This is a genomic window from Halomonas sp. TP35 (assembly GCF_052375975.1).
Taxonomy (GTDB): Bacteria; Pseudomonadota; Gammaproteobacteria; order Pseudomonadales; family Halomonadaceae; genus Vreelandella; species Vreelandella citrativorans.
The window spans coordinates 1-16570 of the sequence record NZ_JBQSUZ010000005.1; the positions used below are offsets into that span (position 1 = coordinate 1).

At 51.6% G+C, this 16570-nt stretch carries 13 protein-coding genes; 9 read left to right on the plus strand and 4 right to left on the minus strand.

Going from position 1 to position 16570, the window contains the following annotated elements:
* Positions 1 to 528: 528 nt before the first annotated feature.
* The 3 genes from pgaA to pgaC are packed head-to-tail and all read left to right on the plus strand — an operon-like array spanning position 529 to position 6160.
* Positions 529 to 2955 (plus strand): poly-beta-1,6 N-acetyl-D-glucosamine export porin PgaA, encoded by a 2427-nt coding sequence (gene pgaA / locus ACT3RU_RS07840; protein ID WP_192528025.1) that lies wholly within the window; start codon positions 529 to 531, stop codon positions 2953 to 2955.
* Complete coding sequence (pgaB, locus tag ACT3RU_RS07845) at positions 2952 to 4913, plus strand: poly-beta-1,6-N-acetyl-D-glucosamine N-deacetylase PgaB (RefSeq protein WP_192528026.1); 1962 nt, start codon at positions 2952 to 2954, stop codon at positions 4911 to 4913. Before pgaA ends, pgaB begins: the two co-directional genes overlap by 4 nt.
* Positions 4910 to 6160 (plus strand): poly-beta-1,6-N-acetyl-D-glucosamine synthase, encoded by a 1251-nt coding sequence (gene pgaC, locus ACT3RU_RS07850; protein ID WP_192528027.1) that lies wholly within the window; start codon positions 4910 to 4912, stop codon positions 6158 to 6160. Before pgaB ends, pgaC begins: the two co-directional genes overlap by 4 nt.
* Positions 6161 to 6360: 200 nt before the next feature.
* Here the strand turns inward: pgaC and ACT3RU_RS07855 are convergent, their stop codons facing one another.
* On the minus strand, positions 6361 to 6882 hold the full coding sequence (locus ACT3RU_RS07855) for a GNAT family N-acetyltransferase (protein WP_192528028.1): 522 nt from the start codon (positions 6880 to 6882) through the stop codon (positions 6361 to 6363).
* A 109-nt stretch (positions 6883 to 6991) separates the two neighbouring features.
* On the opposite strand from ACT3RU_RS07855, the gene ACT3RU_RS07860 reads away from it, so the two are divergent.
* Positions 6992 to 8308: a hypothetical protein gene (locus tag ACT3RU_RS07860; protein ID WP_087107480.1), complete on the plus strand. Its 1317-nt coding sequence runs from the start codon at positions 6992 to 6994 to the stop codon at positions 8306 to 8308.
* 147 nt (positions 8309 to 8455) lie between these two features.
* Here the strand turns inward: ACT3RU_RS07860 and ACT3RU_RS07865 are convergent, their stop codons facing one another.
* Entirely contained in the window at positions 8456 to 8977 is a 522-nt protein-coding gene (locus tag ACT3RU_RS07865; protein ID WP_087107482.1) for a zinc ribbon-containing protein, read from the minus strand.
* A 160-nt stretch (positions 8978 to 9137) separates the two neighbouring features.
* Between ACT3RU_RS07865 and leuS the strand changes: the two genes are divergently transcribed.
* The 5 genes from leuS to ACT3RU_RS07890 all read left to right on the plus strand — a co-directional run bounded on the left by leuS (position 9138) and on the right by ACT3RU_RS07890 (position 14726).
* The gene (gene leuS, locus ACT3RU_RS07870; RefSeq protein WP_192528029.1) at positions 9138 to 11723 is read left to right on the plus strand and encodes a leucine--tRNA ligase; all 2586 of its coding nucleotides are present in this window, start codon (positions 9138 to 9140) and stop codon (positions 11721 to 11723) included.
* A complete protein-coding gene (locus ACT3RU_RS07875) occupies positions 11720 to 12214 on the plus strand; it encodes an LPS-assembly lipoprotein LptE (RefSeq protein ID WP_087107486.1) in 495 nt (164 codons plus the stop codon). The genes leuS and ACT3RU_RS07875 overlap by 4 nt, the downstream gene beginning before the upstream one ends.
* The gene (gene holA / locus ACT3RU_RS07880; protein ID WP_087107488.1) at positions 12211 to 13278 is read left to right on the plus strand and encodes a DNA polymerase III subunit delta; all 1068 of its coding nucleotides are present in this window, start codon (positions 12211 to 12213) and stop codon (positions 13276 to 13278) included. Before ACT3RU_RS07875 ends, holA begins: the two co-directional genes overlap by 4 nt.
* A 103-nt stretch (positions 13279 to 13381) precedes the next feature.
* Positions 13382 to 13786, plus strand: coding sequence for a PA2779 family protein (locus ACT3RU_RS07885; RefSeq protein ID WP_087107490.1), 405 nt, complete (start codon positions 13382 to 13384; stop codon positions 13784 to 13786).
* Between the two features lie 10 nt (positions 13787 to 13796).
* Positions 13797 to 14726: a PA2778 family cysteine peptidase gene (locus tag ACT3RU_RS07890; protein ID WP_192528030.1), complete on the plus strand. Its 930-nt coding sequence runs from the start codon at positions 13797 to 13799 to the stop codon at positions 14724 to 14726.
* Between the two features lie 90 nt (positions 14727 to 14816).
* On the opposite strand, the gene sthA is transcribed toward ACT3RU_RS07890, so the two are convergent.
* Together sthA and nqrM are read right to left on the minus strand one after the other, a co-directional pair.
* Complete coding sequence (gene sthA, locus ACT3RU_RS07895; protein ID WP_087107494.1) at positions 14817 to 16208, minus strand: Si-specific NAD(P)(+) transhydrogenase; 1392 nt, start codon at positions 16206 to 16208, stop codon at positions 14817 to 14819.
* A 96-nt stretch (positions 16209 to 16304) separates the two neighbouring features.
* A complete protein-coding gene (nqrM, locus tag ACT3RU_RS07900) occupies positions 16305 to 16559 on the minus strand; it encodes a (Na+)-NQR maturation NqrM (protein ID WP_087107496.1) in 255 nt (84 codons plus the stop codon).
* Positions 16560 to 16570 lie beyond the last annotated feature (11 nt).

The following is a 16570-nucleotide window of genomic DNA, read 5'->3' on the forward strand; positions in this document are numbered from 1 at the left end:
GCTGGAGGCGACGAAAACGACGCATCATGGATAACCAGGTATATGTTATCCTTTTAAGTTCAGCAGACAATTTATCGCAATGATGTGTCTAGCCACTTGCGCCTACAACTCGTCCTGAGCTCGACCAACTTTATGCCCAACTTACCTACCTACTGCTTCTTAAAAGCACATACTTCACACCCAGGAAAATAACTTACAATTAATCGTAATTACTAACATATAACCATTAAAACCTTCAACCTCTACCTTTATCCACTCTTTTAAATCTTACCTTTTAAATTCAACTTTTTATAAAGTAATTTGAGAAACACTCAACATTTTAATCATTCACGAAGAAAAATAATTAAAAAGAATAATACTTCAATACTCATCAATACTACTTAGACGTTCGGCATTACGAACCATTATTACCGGCTTCAATATCAACCTTTATCCTGGTTCAACCTATTAGATACTCCTATACACTGAATATACACGTTTTTCTTAGCAATAGCGTTTGCTACTACGCCTCAGTGTAGGAATAACACTATGCACGGTCATCCTCGCGCCTTATTACCCATTTACTTACTCGCTTGTTTAAGCGTAGATACGGTGTATGGGCAAACCACTATAAATGCACAGCGGGAAGCCTTGGTTTTAGAAGCACGCCATGGAGCACCTGGGCCTTCAATTGATGGTTTACAATCCCTTTATTATCGAACACAAAACAGTCGTGTACGGGAGGATTTGATAGCTCTGCTGGTACGTGCGACAAGGTATGAAGACGCGCTGGCAGTTTGCTCAGCGTGTCAACCCCAGGATTACAGCGACTCTGAACTTGCCAACCTGGGCGGTGCAGCGCGTAGTGCAGGTGATTACCCTAAAGCGCTCTCGCTATTTCAATCGCTTACCTATCGCAGTCCTACCTATGCAGAAGGTTGGCTTGGGCAAGCGTTAGTTCACACCGACATGGCTAATTATACCTTGGCCGATATCGCCTTACAGCAATATAGCCAAGTGGCAGGCACGACGACCGCCGGCTTGGAAGCCAAAGGCTATTTGGCCGCAAAAACAATGAATGCCGTTCAAGAGCTACAGGTTCGGCAAGCACTGGTAGAGCAAGACCCCGCCAATACCAGCGAGTTACAGGCACTCTACCGCTTGGCAGTGGGTTTAGGCGCCAGCTCCGCCGCCCGTAACATCATGCAGGACAACCCAACGGTTTTCTCTGAAAGTGACCGCCTTTGGCTTATCTACTACGAAGCAGTTACTGATATACGTTTGGGCATTCATACGGATCAGCCTCCCAGAACGCGCAGTGGCTTGGCCCAGTTAAACCAGGTACTGGATTCACCAGCGGTCCCTCAGGAATTAGTCAAGCTTGCCGAATATGACAAAGTCGTCGCACTTGCCCAGCTAAGGCACTTCTCCGAAGCGGAGGTCCTCGCCGTTAGGCTCCAACATCAGCATGGCCCGTTGCCAAGTTACGTGAGCCGGGCCAGAGCGTATGCCTTGAATGGCCTGGGCCGCCCTGACGAAGCCATTGCGCTTTACGAAGGCCTGATACAACAAACCCCTCAGCGTGGCTCTGACCCTGATGATCCGCTTAACGAAGGGCTCTTTTATAGCTATACCGACGCTCAGCGTTTTCGTGATGCTGATCGACTGTTGGCTTCCTGGCGTGCGAGCGAACCCGAACAGCGCTGGGATTTCACTCAGACCACGCGTATCAATAACCCAAACTATCAAAAAGTCCTGCTACTTGACGTGTTGCTTACTGCCTGGCGTGGTCAAGCTGGCTTGGCCAGCGAACGCTTGGCCAATTATCAAGACCAGGCACCTGGCGACCCTTATCTTTGGCAGGTTAAAGGTGACATTGAACGAGACCGAGGCTGGCAACGAAAAGCGGAAGTATCTTACCTACGCGCGACAGAGCTACTTTCCCCAGACCAGCAAGACGCAGCCCGCCATGGGATGCTGCTGGCCAACCTGGAGCGCGGGCAATGGAAAGGCACTACAACGGCCGCCGCGCAAGAGATCGCCGAAGCCAAACCCAGCGCAACCCGGGATGAGCTAGTACGAACGTTGCGTGAGCTACGTGCACCACAGCTGACTAACTCGGTAACGCGTAGCGAGGGGCAAGGTAGCGGCACCCAAGCCTCGCGGGAATGGCGCTATGACGTGCTTTTGGAAGGACCACGTAATACAAGCGGCTCCCGCGCATTTGCACAACGCATCGGTCAGTATGGGAAATTTGATGACACAAACCTTTACGCAGCCTACGACATAGCGGGTTATGAGTGGAACTTACACCCAGCGACCATAAAATTTGCCGCCGGGCACGGTGCCCAACTTAACAATAACTTTATGGCTTCGGTTGAGTTGCGCTACGCCGCTTCAGACCACCTAACCACCACGCTGGGTATCGAACTTAACACACCAGACACTCCTTTACGGGCGTTGCGTGACGGCATTAATGCCGACCGATATCGCGGAGAGATCGCCTATCGTCATGATGAGCGCGGCGCAGGAGCGATCGGCCTGATGGTGACCGACTTTGAAGACAACAATCTGCGCCAATCTGTCTATGGCTACTGGAACCAAACACTCTATCATCTTGATCGCTGGCAAATTAACGGTGAAGTGTATACCACCACGTCACGCAACGATGAGGTTGAGGCCAGCTACTTCAACCCACGTCGAGACGCCAACCTCGGTGGTGTTTTATCACTAAATTATGAACTCCCCCTCGATTATCGACAGTCGTTTATTCAGACCCTATCGCTAGGCTCCGGACGCTACTGGCAAGAAGACAATGGCAGCGAAAACACCTGGTCGCTGGGTTACGAGCATCAGTGGCAATTAGCACCCACGTTCAATATTGAATATGGCATTTTCAGAGAAAGGTCCGTTTACGACGGCACCCCTGAATATGACAACCGCATTGAGGCCAGCTTTATATGGAGGTTCTTATGAAACATTGGCGTGTTTTTGTAATTAGCGCTGCCTTGCTGGCCATGCTAAGCCTTCAAAGTGCCCACGCAGCCCGGGTGTCCGGTGATTACGTGGTTATCAGCTATCATGACATTGTTGATACGGCGGTTACCCCCGATTTACCCATCTACTCACAAACCATTACCCGAAGCCGTTTAATTGAGCACTTTAACCTGCTGGCAACAGGCGGCTACCATCCTGTTAGCCTTCAACAAATTATCGACGCCAAGGCTGGTGGGCCGCCGCTCCCCGAAAAGGCCGTACTGCTTACCTTTGATGATGGGTACCGCAGCTTTTATGACATCGTTTTTCCGCTACTCAAACTCTATAACTTTCCGGCTATTCAAGCGGTGGTGGGAAGCTGGATGGATGTTCCCGCCGGCGGGCAAGTTCCCTATGGCAATACAACCTTGCCTCGCGAACGTTTCTTAACCTGGGAGCAGGTCCGAACGCTTGATGAATCGCCCTTGGTCGAAATTGCCTCGCATACCTACCGCCTACACTATGGCGTTAAGGGAAACCCGATGGGTAACGAGCAAGCCGCCTCTATCACCAGCATCTGGGACCCCCAAACCGGCTATGAAAGTGAAGCCACCTATCTTCAAAGAATTCACGACGACATGGCGCGAACCCGGCAGCAGTTTCAAACGCATTTGGGTCGCTCTCCTCGCATAATGGTGTGGCCTTACGGTGCCTATAGCAAAGCAACGCTGGATATCGCTGGCGAATACGGGATGACGTACACCTTTAGCTTGCTAAGTGCGCCCAATCAACTCAACGACGCCATGCGAACTATTAACCGCTACCTCATTGACCAGGAAACCGGCCTTCAAACCATTGATGAAATACTGTCTGATCGCGTATGGCAGCCCGAAGAACTCCGTATCGTCCACGTTGATTTGGATTACGTTTTTGATGAAGACCCCGTGCAGCAAGAACGAAACCTCGACAGGCTGATTGAACGAATTTTTAACTACGGAATTAGCACCGTTTATTTACAAGCATTTGCAGACCCAGATGGCAACGGCGTCGCCGATGAACTCTACTTCCCTAATCGTCATTTACCGGTAAGAGCCGACCTTTTCAACCGAGTCGCCTGGCAGCTTAAAAAACGTGCTGAGGTAAAAGTCTATGCCTGGATGCCCGTTCTCTCATTTGATCTTGGTGACGGACACCGCTATGTCACCGATGTCAGAACGGGTGCCGAGAACCCCGGCCAATACCGCCGACTCTCACCCTATGTAGAAGATAACCGTCGTATTATCCGTGAAATTTATCAAGACCTCGGGCGGCTGACGAAATTCGATGGCCTGATCTTTCACGATGATGCTTTTCTCACCGACTTTGAAGATAACAATCCCGAAGCACTGTCCGCCTATGCACAGGTTTCTCTGCCTGCTGATGTGGCCTCGATCAAGAACGATGACAACCTGATGGATCTATGGACTCGGCATAAGACCCAGTTCTTGACAAATTTTACTGACGAACTGACACAAGCCGCTGACTACTATCGCCAAGCCGACAACAAAGTATTCACAACGGCGCGCAACCTTTATGCAGGCACGATAATGAACCCAGAAAGCCAACTGTGGTTCTCCCAGGATATCCAAAATTTCGCAGAGAGCTACGACTTTGTTACCGTCATGGCCATGCCCTATATGGAAGAAGCAGACAACCCTAACGAATGGCTGCGGGCGCTGGCGCAACGCTCACTTTCTCAGGTTAATGCCAATCAGTTGGTCTTTGAATTACAGACCCAGGATTGGCGCACCCAAACCCCGATCCCCAGCGCGGAAATCGCTGAATGGATACGTTTGCTGCGCGAAGAAGGCATCAAACATATCGGTTACTATCCGGACGATTTTATTCAAAGCCATCCTGAAATCAGTGTTATTAAGCCCGCCTTCTCCATTGGACGTCGCTTTAGGGCTCTCCCATGAACATACTCGACTACCTAGCCATGTTCACGCTTGGTTACCCGAGCCTAATGGCAACCATCTGGATTTGTGGCGGCATCTACTTTTATGTGCATTGGGAACGTAAGCAGCCTTGGCCCGATACGTTTGAATGGGATGAAAACGCGCCTTCAGTCACGGTGTTGCTGCCCTGTTATAACGAAAGCGCTAATGTCGATGAAACTGTTCATCATCTTTTCAAGCAAAACTATCCGCACATAGAAGTGGTTGCCATTAATGATGGTAGCAATGACAGCACCGGTAGTCGGCTTGAAGCGCTCGCGGTTGAGTATCCTGGGTTAAAAGTGCTGCACCAACCCAACCAGGGTAAAGCTAGCGCTATGAATCTTGGGTTGGGTGAGGCAACGGGCGAGATCATTGTGGGCATTGATGGAGATGCCATTCTCGATTACGACGCTATTAGCTACATGATGGGGCATTTTATAAGCAGCCCTAAAGTAAGCGGCGTCACCGGCAACCCTCGCGTGAGAACCCGTTCAACGGCTATTGGCAAAATACAAACCGGCGAATTTTCCGCGATTATCGGTCTTATCAAACGAGCCCAGCGTATCTACGGCATGGTGTTTACCATATCCGGTGTTATCTGTGCATTTAGACGCACGGCTCTGGAGAAAGTCGGCGGCTGGAACACCGATATGATTACCGAAGATATCGACATTAGCTGGCGTTTGCAGCTGGCAGGCGGCCATGTCCGCTACGAGCCACGCGCCATGTGCTGGGTGCTGATGCCTGAAACGCTGCGCGGGCTTTTTAAGCAGCGGCTGCGCTGGTCCCAAGGTGGTGGAGAAGTCGTTTTGCGTTATTTCTCTCAAACCATTCGCTGGAGGAATCGGCGCTTCTGGCCATTGATGCTGGAATATATCGTCAGTGTGGTCTGGTGCTACTCGGTGATCGCTTTACTTATCGCCTGGCTTATTTCCCTGGCGGCTCAGCCCACGGCTTGGCCGATCACAACACAGACATTCTCATATTTTGGCAGCCTTCTTATCGCGATTAGCTTTATCCAATTTACCGTCAGTTTTTATATCGACAGTCGCTACGACAAACAGATATTTCGCTGCGTTTATTGGAGCATTTGGTACCCATTTGCCTACTGGATGATCAATATGGCGACCGTTGTTATTGCCTTCCCAAAAGCCATCATGCGCCAACAAGGAAGGCTTGCGACCTGGACCAGCCCAGACCGAGGAGAGCCCTTCCATGAACAATAAACTCGTGCCTATCATTATTGATAACCCTTCCCAACGAGGCTGGGGCTACCGTATCCGCGACCTCCTTATTACGGCTGCCACACTTATTTTATGGCTACTCGTGCTGGCAAGGTTATACACCTTCTTTGTTATTGAAGAGGCCATTCTGGAACAACTTTATGGCTCCCTTATGATCAAAGTCGTCGCCTCTGGCTTTGTCGTTACCTTTCTGCTTTTTCATTGCTGGGCGGTTTACAACCAATACCTGTATACCCGCATTGTGAAACACCATTAACATTACGCGCAATCATCAACACTTCGTCTGATGAATATAAATTACTAATAGTGGCTTCAATCTCAGCGCCTAATGTGGATCTATATAATCGTTGAGCAACGTTATCCGCTCTAGTGGTGACCAATACGTGCTTTAACGTGGAACCCTGTTGTGCCAGCTGCTCTTTAACCAAAGGGAGTGAATTTTCGATTAAATTTTTCCCAACCCCTTTACCTTGACGATTTGGCAATACTGCCAATTGCTCTAACTCCAGAACCGCCTCCGGGCGGAAGCCGCTTTTTTGCATCCAAACAATATATCCAATAACGCTACACTCCTCCTCTACGACAAAGCAAAGAAATCGAGGAGAGGCACTGAGACTGCATTCCAACCATTCATACGAATGCGTTTGGCGAGGAAATGCCAGTGAATGGACGCTTGCAGCTTCGTCTAAATCAGCGATGTTCATTGACCTTATTTTCATTAAAAACCTCATCAATTTATTGATAGCATATCGGCTGCGACTAGCCTTTCAGCACCAACCCTATTAGCCTGCTAATTCACTTTAAGGGTTTAGCATGCAAGAAACGACTTTTCGGCAGCGCTTGGCGGGTGTGCTGATTCTGCTTGGGTTGATCGCACAGGTTCTTGGGTTTACCGGTCTGATAAACACGGCGCACGCAGTGAGCTATTTGTTGTGGCTCGCCGTGATATTGCTGTGGAAGGACATTCCCAAGCGCTCACGTTTTCAGGCCGGCGTGTTGATGGTTTTGGGCATATTAATGCTGCTGGTGGCGCGTTTTTATTACCATGACCACGTGGATTGGCCCGCAATGCTGCAGGGCAATGCCTTTGTAGTGGCCATGCTGGTAGGCGTCAGCTTTATTTCCCTGGTAGGTAAACAGCAAGGGCGAAAAAAAGCGCCTGGCAAACGCTTAACGGGCAGTGGCGGCGTATTACGTACCTGGCTTGGCGTGCATTTTCTGGGCACGATTTTGAATATATCGACCGTTATTATGGTCGGTGACCGACTGGCACGAACGGCTCCTTTAACGATTCCACAGTACCTGGCATTGAATCGAGGGCTGTCAAGTGCCGCGCTGTGGTCACCGTTTTTTGCTTCCATGGGAATAGTGATCGCACTCGCACCACAGATGCAGTACTCCTACGTGGCACTCTTTGGATTCCCATTAGCAATGATTTCCGGGTTGCTAACGACGCTTGAACTTGGCCGCCGATTTGATTTACGTGAGGTGTATGGCTTTTCTCTGGCACCGCGCAGCCTACTAATGCCCGTGATCATGGCCTTGTTGGTCATGGTGTTTCATTTCTGGCTAACGCCCAGACTCTCAATTGTTGGCATTATTACCTTTTTGATCCCGGCCGTTGCCTTGATCTATAACCTGCGCGAAGGCACCGGCTATACGTTGTGGCGTGTTCGCCAACACACCACCACACGCCTCCCGGCCATGCGAGGAGAAGTCTCACTGTTTTTAGCGGCTGGGCTTTTTACGCTGGGGCTTTCAGCGCTTGTGGCTGCCGTAGCGGGCAACGATTGGACGCTATTCGAAACCTTTGGCGCACAGCAAGGCATGATGAGTTTTCTCAGCATTGTGCTGAGTGCGCTGGTGGGGCTTCACCCGATTATTGGGGTATCGGTGCTGGCCTCCATCGTAAGTTTGCACGGTGGAGAGCACACTCTGTTTGCGTTTGTCTGTTTATGTTCATGGGCCGTGGGCACCAGCGTCGGGCCTTTATCAGGAATTAACCTGAGCCTTCAGGGCCGCTACGGGATCAACGGTTACCACATGATGAAAAACAATCTTTTTTATGCAACGGTGATGAGTCTACTTTCGCTAGCCTCAATCACTGCGATGAGCTATCTGGTGACGTAGCTCCCCGCCTATTGCATCACACAGAATTACCAACGGAACAGGGGCAACCCCCTTCGGTGAGCCCCTGCTCTGACCACCCAACTGACTAGATTGAGCTACTGACGCGTCCTCCCTGCCCACACCATTTTACAGCGGTTAGAGAGCTGCTCAGGTTTCGATAACCTTACTCGGAAACCGATAAAAGTAGCGGTGACCACATTGATGGCAAGGCTCAAGGCGCGCCACATGGGGCAGCATTACCTGAGTATCACAGTGGACACAGGCCATCAGGCCTGGTGCCGCCATTTCACCTTCGCAATAATCTGCCCGAGCTGCCTCAAGATCTTCATCAAAGCGCTCACGCTCTACAATGCTTCGATCTGCGATGGAAAGTAGTGACTCCGCAACGCGACGAGAAAGCCCACTGATATCCACGCCCAACCAGGTAGCGACCTGCATCCCGGTATCTGCCAGGTAGTGGCGCATATCTTTTAAGTCGCGCTCAACCCAAGCGCGCAGCAGGGCCAGCTCATCTTTCGTGTACTCTTCAAGCTCCTCTTCAAAAGCGACTGCGTCGTCTAAATCCTTTTGCAGATTGTCCCAGGTTAAGTCATTTGCGCCATGCTGCATGCGCTCCAGCAAGCGCTCATAGCCTTCGCGCAAGCGGTGGTCATTGTGTTGTTCACTCATGATGCCTCTCCTTTTGTCGACGCAGGTGTTTCCTATCATCAGCTTGCCGTTCAAGGATACCCCTTCATAGGATACAATCGACACTACTTATCTGACAGTCGTCATCTACCATTCACTTTGCGCCCTATTGGGCGAATACGCCAAGGCATTAAAAAAACCGATGGACGCACACTATAGCCCTCGTGAAATTGAACGTGACGCCCAGCAGTACTGGGACAAACATCAGTGCTTCAAAGCAGTAGAAGACGCGAATCGCGAGAAGTTTTACTGCCTATCCATGTTCCCCTACCCCAGCGGCAAGCTGCATATGGGCCATGTGCGTAACTATACTATCGGTGACGTCATTTCACGTTTCCAGCGCATGCAGGGTAAAAATGTGATGCAGCCCATGGGCTGGGACGCTTTTGGCATGCCTGCGGAAAATGCAGCGATCCAGAACCAGGTACCGCCTGCGGAATGGACATATCAAAACATTGATTACATGCGCAACCAGTTGAAAGCGCTAGGCTTTGCCTACGACTGGAGCCGCGAATTCGCCACCTGCGATACCAGCTACTATCGCTGGGAACAGTGGTTCTTTACCAAATTGGTCGAGAAAGGCCTGGTTTACAAGAAGATGTCCACAGTGAACTGGGACCCGGTTGATCAGACCGTACTTGCCAATGAGCAGGTCATTGACGGCCGCGGCTGGCGCTCAGGTGCGCTGGTTGAGCGTAAGGAAATTCCGCTGTGGTTCTTGAAGATCACCGACTACGCCGATGAGCTTTTGACCGACCTGGACAAAGTAGAATGGCCTGAGCAGGTCAAAACCATGCAGCGCAACTGGATTGGTAAATCTCGTGGCGTTGAGCTGACGTTTGATATCGAAGCGGCAGACGGTAGCGCGGCTGAACCACTAGCCGTTTACACTACTCGTCCGGATACACTGTCAGGGGTTACCTACGTCGCGGTAGCCGCTGGCCACCCGCTTGCCAAACAGGCGGCAGAACAAAACACAGCGCTGGCAGCCTTCTGTGAAGAGTGCGCCAAAGGCGGCACCTCAGAAGCTGAAATGGCCACTAAAGAGAAACTTGGCATGGCCACCGGCCATGTAGCCATTCACCCGCTGAGCGGCGCTAAAGTTCCGGTGTTTGTGGCCAACTTTGTACTTATGGAGTTCGGCACCGGCGCTGTCATGGCAGTACCTGCCCACGACCAGCGCGACTGGGAGTTCGCCACCAAGTACGGTGTCGATATTAAACCTGTTATTGCCGATGAAAACGGCAATACGCCCGACCTTTCCGAAGCCGCGTATATTGAGCATGGTGCGCTGATCAATTCCGGTGAGTTCGATGGCTTGGAGTTTGAGCAGGCCTTTGACGCGATTGCCGCAAAACTTACCGAAATGGGCCGTGGCGAGGTTAAAACCAACTATCGCCTGCGCGATTGGGGTGTTGCCCGCCAGCGGTATTGGGGCGCGCCGATTCCGGTTAAATACGGCCCGGAAGGCCAGACCGTTCCGCTGACCGATGAAGAGCTCCCGGTATCACTTCCCATGGAAGTGACGGTTGACGCCTCCGGCTCACCGCTCAAGAAAATGCCTGAGTTTTCTGACCTGGGCGATGGTTGGGTACGCGAAACCGATACGTTTGACACCTTTATGGAGTCCTCCTGGTACTTTGCGCGCTTCTGCTGCGCCGATAATCATGACGCCATGCTGGACGATCGCGCCAACTACTGGTTACCGGTCGATCTTTATATCGGCGGTATCGAGCACGCCATTTTGCACCTGCTATACGCACGTTTCTTCCATAAGCTGATGCGCGACTTTGGCCTGGTTGATTCTGATGAGCCCTTCCAGCAGTTGCTTACGCAAGGCATGGTCATCGCAGAAACCTACTATCGCCATACCGATAACGGCGGCAAACAGTGGTTCAACCCGGACGATGTCGACGTTCAGCGTGATGAGAAAGGCCGTCCGCTAAGCGCTGTCCTGATAAGTGATGGTCAGCCGGTTGAGATGGGCGGCATCGAAAAAATGTCCAAGTCGAAAAATAACGGTGTTGATCCGCAATCGATGATCGATAAGTTCGGTGCTGATACCGTTCGCTTGTTCATGATGTTTGCGGCGCCGCCCGAGCAGTCGCTGGAATGGTCTGACTCAGGTGTTGAAGGTGCGCACCGCTTTATCAAGCGCATTTGGCGCCAAGTGAGCGAGCATCTTGAAGCCGGCACACCGGGTGAGCTGAAGGTTGATGCGCTTAATGATGACCAAAAAACACTGCGTCGAAAAACGCATGAAACCATCAAGAAAGCCAGCGACGATATTGGCCGCCGCACCACCTTTAATACCGCTATCGCAGCAGTCATGGAGCTTTCCAACGCGCTTGGAAAGTTTGATGACACCTCTGAGCTTGGTTTAGCGGTTAGCCGTGAAACGCTGGAAGCATGTGTCTTGCTGCTTTCCCCAATCACTCCACACGTGTGCCATCAGTTGTGGCAGAACCTGGGGCATGCAGAACCCGCTATTGAAGTGCAGTGGCCAGTGCTTGACGAAGCAGCGCTTACTCGCGATAGCATTGAACTTGTCGTGCAAGTAAACGGTAAGTTACGTGCACGCCTGGAAGCACCGGCTAGTGCAGACAAAGCAGCCATCGAGAAACTGGCGATGGAAAACGAAAACGTCCAGCGCCACTTGGAAGACAAAACGGTCCGTAAAGTGATTGTCGTGCCAGGCAAGCTGGTAAACATTGTGGTAAGCGGATGAATCGACGCACATTTTTGACAACCAGCATCGCCGCTTCAGCGGCGGTGCTACTCAGCGGTTGCGGCTTTCATCTGCGCGGCCATGGCGCTATGCCCAGCCTGCCCGCGCTGACGCTGGAAGGGGACATTAATAGCACCACGGCCCAGCAGCTACGTGCACGCCTGACACAGTTAGGAACGGAGATTAGACCTGACGCGCCTTGGCGCGTCACGTTAGGCCCCCCTTCCTTACTGGAGCGACGCATTGGTAGCGATAGTCGCGCCAGCCGTGAACACGAGCTGGTGCTGAGTACAACGCTCTCGGTCCAACAGCGTCAGACCAATGCATATGCGCTTAACGGCAGTAACGTATCTGTCAGCAGAACCATCCGTGTTAACGATGATGATTTGCTCAATCGTGAAACCTTGTTCAATGAAGCAGAGCAATCGCTTGCGCGGGAGCTAGCACAACGTATTGTGGAACGCTTGGTTAACATTAAGGGTGTTGAGTGAAGGTTTTTGCCGACCAATTGCCGGGTGCCTTAAGTAAAGCGCTGCCTAAGGTCGTCATCGTAGCGGGCGATGAGCCGCTCCAGCACCGCGATGCCTGTGATGCAGTACGTGCCGCCGCGCGCCAAGCCGGTATTGAAGAGCGCGAAGTACTGGACATAGATGCCAACTTTGCCTGGGGCCGCTTACTGGAGGCCGCCAGCAACCTTTCATTATTTGCAACCAGCAAGTTGATGGAAGTTCGCTTGGGCACCCACAAACTGGGCCAGGAAGGCAGCAAAGCACTAGCGCAGTACGCTGAAACCATCACCAACAGCGACGACATGCTGCTGCTCAGCATGGGTAAGCTGGATGGCAAACAGCAGAAAAGCGTCTGGTTTAAAGCCCTTGATAAGCATGGCTTGTTTGTCCCCGTATGGCCCGTAGATAATTCTCGCTTGGGCTACTGGCTACGTGATCGAGCATCAATGCATGGCCTGCAGATTGACCTTGAGGCTGCGCGCCTACTGGGTGAGCGTACTGAGGGTAACCTGCTGGCCGCCGATCAGGAGCTTCAAAAACTCTCACTGATTCATCCGCAAGGTACCCGCTTAAACGTTGAGAGCATCGCCCAGGGCGTAGAGGATAGCTCGCGCTTTGATGTGTTCAACCTGGCGGATGCCTGTTTAAAAGGTGAGGTTAGCCGCGCCTCACGTATAGTGCAGGGGCTGCGCAGTGAAGGGGTCGAAGCACCCATCGTGCTATGGGCATTAAGCCGCGAGTTGCGAACACTACTCTCTTTGCATCAGCACCTGGATCAAGGCCAAAGTTTTGAGCACGCCTGCAAAACCCAAAAGCCAATGATTTTTGACAAGCGCCGCCCCGCTTATCAAAAGGCCATAAAGCGTCTTCCCATGAAGCGCTTGCACAAGCTGCTGTTGATGGCCCAACGGCTGGATTTAGCCGTTAAAGGGGCCGCTAACGTGCCCTTATGGCCAGGTCTTCATGACTTGGCGATGACCATGGCGGGCGGTAAAGGTATTCTTGCTGAGACAGCCTGGACCTACCGCATTAGTGCAAATAATTAGCATATTGCACAATAGACTTAAAGCCCGTCCTCTTTATTCCTATACTAGTGATTAGAGCAGCACAATGCTCGATACCCCTGACCAGTCTCTAAGGAAGAAGACGATGAAAACATTGCGCGCTTACCTCTCTACACTCTTGATCGCGGCGCTAGTGATCACCAGCCTGCCCGTCGCTGCTGCGCCTGCCGCCCCCCAATCCATGGATTTAGTTTCAACTCAGTCTGTTTTAGCAGGTGATCGTGTCGGCGCTGACCGTGAGCGGATAAACGAAATTCTGGCCCGTGCCGATGTACAGGACCAGCTGCTAAAGCAGGGTGTGGATCTTGATGAGGTAGACGCCCGCGTTGCCGCTCTGAGCGATGCCGAAGCACAGCAAATGGCTCAGCAGCTTGATCAGTTGCCTGCCGGTGCAGGCGGCGGTGTTATCGGTGCCCTGTTTGCCGTTTTCATCATTTTGCTGATTACTGATATTCTCGGTTTGACCGACGTTTATCCGTTTACCCGCTAAGCCAGCCACTATGAAAACATTGTTGCCCTACGCCCGCTTTGCGGGCGTTTTTATGCTCGCCCTACTGCTTTCTGCCTGTGCCCGCAGCCCTATTTTACTCGACAGCACCTACGAAGCCTTGACCCCTCAGGTAGAAAATCGTGCCGTACCGTTTTTTGCCCAAAGCGAGTACCAGTGTGGCCCGGCAACGCTTGCCATGGTGTTGAACTACCAAGGCGTTGAGGTGGGCGTTGACCAGCTGATTCCGCAAGTATTCTTGCCAGGGCGTGACGGTAGCGTTCAACCTGAAATGCTGTCTACCGTTCGCCGCCATCAACAACTTGCCTACCCCATTCGCGGTACTATGGATGCACTGTTAAACCATTTGGCTAACGGTGACCCAGTCGTGGTGATGCAGAACCTGTCACTGCCTATTTATCCCATGTGGCACTACGCGGTGGCTATCGGATTTGACTTACCTGATGAAACGCTCATCCTGCGCAGTGGTGAACGTGAGCGACATACGCTGTCGTTTAGCCGCTTTGATGCGACCTGGGCGCGCAGTGGTCGCTGGGGATTTATTGTGGCCAACCCCGGCACTCTACCGGAAGGCATTAGTGCCCGTAATGCACTGGAGGCTATTAGCGCTTACGAAGAAGCTCACGGCCCCAAAGAAGCTCTAAGCAGTTGGCAAACCCTGGTTAATCGCTACCCAACTAATCCACTGGCGCAGTTTGCGCTGGGCAACGCGCTGTACGCCGATAGCCGGCCCAAGGAGGCGATGACAGCCTTTAACGCAGCGACCCAGTACAATGCACACATGGGGGCCGCTTGGCTCAACCTGGGGATTTTGCTGCTGCAACAGGATAAGCCCGACGAAGCACACAACGCCTTGATGCAGGCAGCATCAATAGACGGCAGTTGGCAGGCACGTGCGCAGCAGTTACTGGGCGAATATTAAGTATGCAAAAGGGGCCACTCTATTTCTGGTGGCCCCTTTTACACAGCGATGTATGACACTACATCTGTGCTTTACGCTACCCAAAACGCGTTAAAACACTCTGTTCAAGCCATTTTGTGCTGCCACTCGGTACGCTTCTGCCATCGTTGGATAGTTAAAGGTTGTGTTCACAAAGTACTTAAGCGTATTGGCTTCGCCTGGCTGCTGCATAATGGCCTGGCCGATATGTAGAATTTCGGAGGCCTGGTCACCAAAACAGTGGATACCCAGAATTTCCAACGTATCCTGATGGAAGAGAATCTTCAGCATGCCCACGACATCGCCGGTTATTTGTGCACGCGCGGTATCTTTAAAGAACGCTTTTCCGACTTCATAGGGCACTTTGGCTTCAGTCAACTCGCGCTCGTTAGGACCAAACGAACTAATTTCAGGAATAGTGTAAATGCCGGTGGGTACATCGTTGACGAAGCGATACTCTTTATCGAGCAACTCATTGCAAAGGTTTAGCCCTTGGTCATACGCGGCACTGGCAAGGCTCGGCCAACCGATCACGTCACCGGCGGCATAAATATGCGGAATTGTCGTACGGTAGTGTTCATCAACGCTGAGTTGGCCACGCCCATTGGCTTCTAATCCAATATTCTCAAGTCCCAGGCTATCGGTATTGCCCGTGCGACCATTGGCCCATAAGAACGCATCTGCGCGGATCTTTTTGCCCGACTTAAGATGCACGACAACGCCAGACTCATCGCCTTCTACACTCGCGTATTCCTCGTTATGACGAATCAATACACCATGTTTACGCAGGTGGTAAGAGAGCGCATCACTGATTTCATCATCAAGAAATGAAAGCAAGCTGTCACGGTTGTTGATGAGATCTACCTTAAGGCCTAATCCTGAGAAAATTGACGCATACTCACAGCCGATAACGCCTGCGCCAAAAATCACTAACGTACGCGGCGTATGAGAAAGGCTTAGAATGGTGTCAGAGCAGTAGATTCGTGGGTGGCGGAAGTTAATGTCCGCGGGCCGATAGGGCCGTGAGCCGGTAGCAATCACAATTTTTTTGGCGACCAGCTCTTCCATTCCTTCATGCTGGTCGCGCACAACCACGGTATGCTCATCTTTAAAGCGCGCAATACCATGAAACAAGTCGATTCGATTGCGAGCATAAAAGGTAGTACGCATTTCTACCTGTTTATCAATCGTGCCGCGCGAACGCTCCATCACTTTAGGGAAAGAAAACCAGCGCGGCTCACCAATATCGCGAAACATTCGGTTGGTGTTAAACGCCATGATTTGCTTAACCTGGTGGCGCAACGCTTTGGAGGGAATAGTGCCCCAATGGGTACAGTTACCGCCTACCTGTGCCTGCTTTTCGATAATCGCTACACGCTTACCGTGCTTGGCGGCGTTAATAGCCGCGCTTTCACCTGCAGGGCCTGTACCAATAACCACGACATCGTAATTGTGAACCGCCATACTTTCTGCGTCTCCTCGTTCCCCAATAATAAGGCGCAGCTGATCACTCGGCTGCGCCCTGCACTATTTCTCTTACCGATACTGTTACGGATTGTGCTAGCGCCGTGTAGCGTCGTAGCCCAAGTCCGCTCCGCGGCTTTCATCACTGCGGCGACGCACATTTCCTCGCTTGCGGTTCTCCTCTTCACATACGTCATCTTTACCGCCACAAATATCGCAGCCGTCTTTCATACCAATCTGATTTAAACCGCCACATGAACCTGCTATAGGCTTACGACCCATCAAAACGCCAACCGCCATCGCGCACATTATCAACGCCATAAAGCCAAATACCAGTAGCCAAATCGCCATGTTAATCTCCC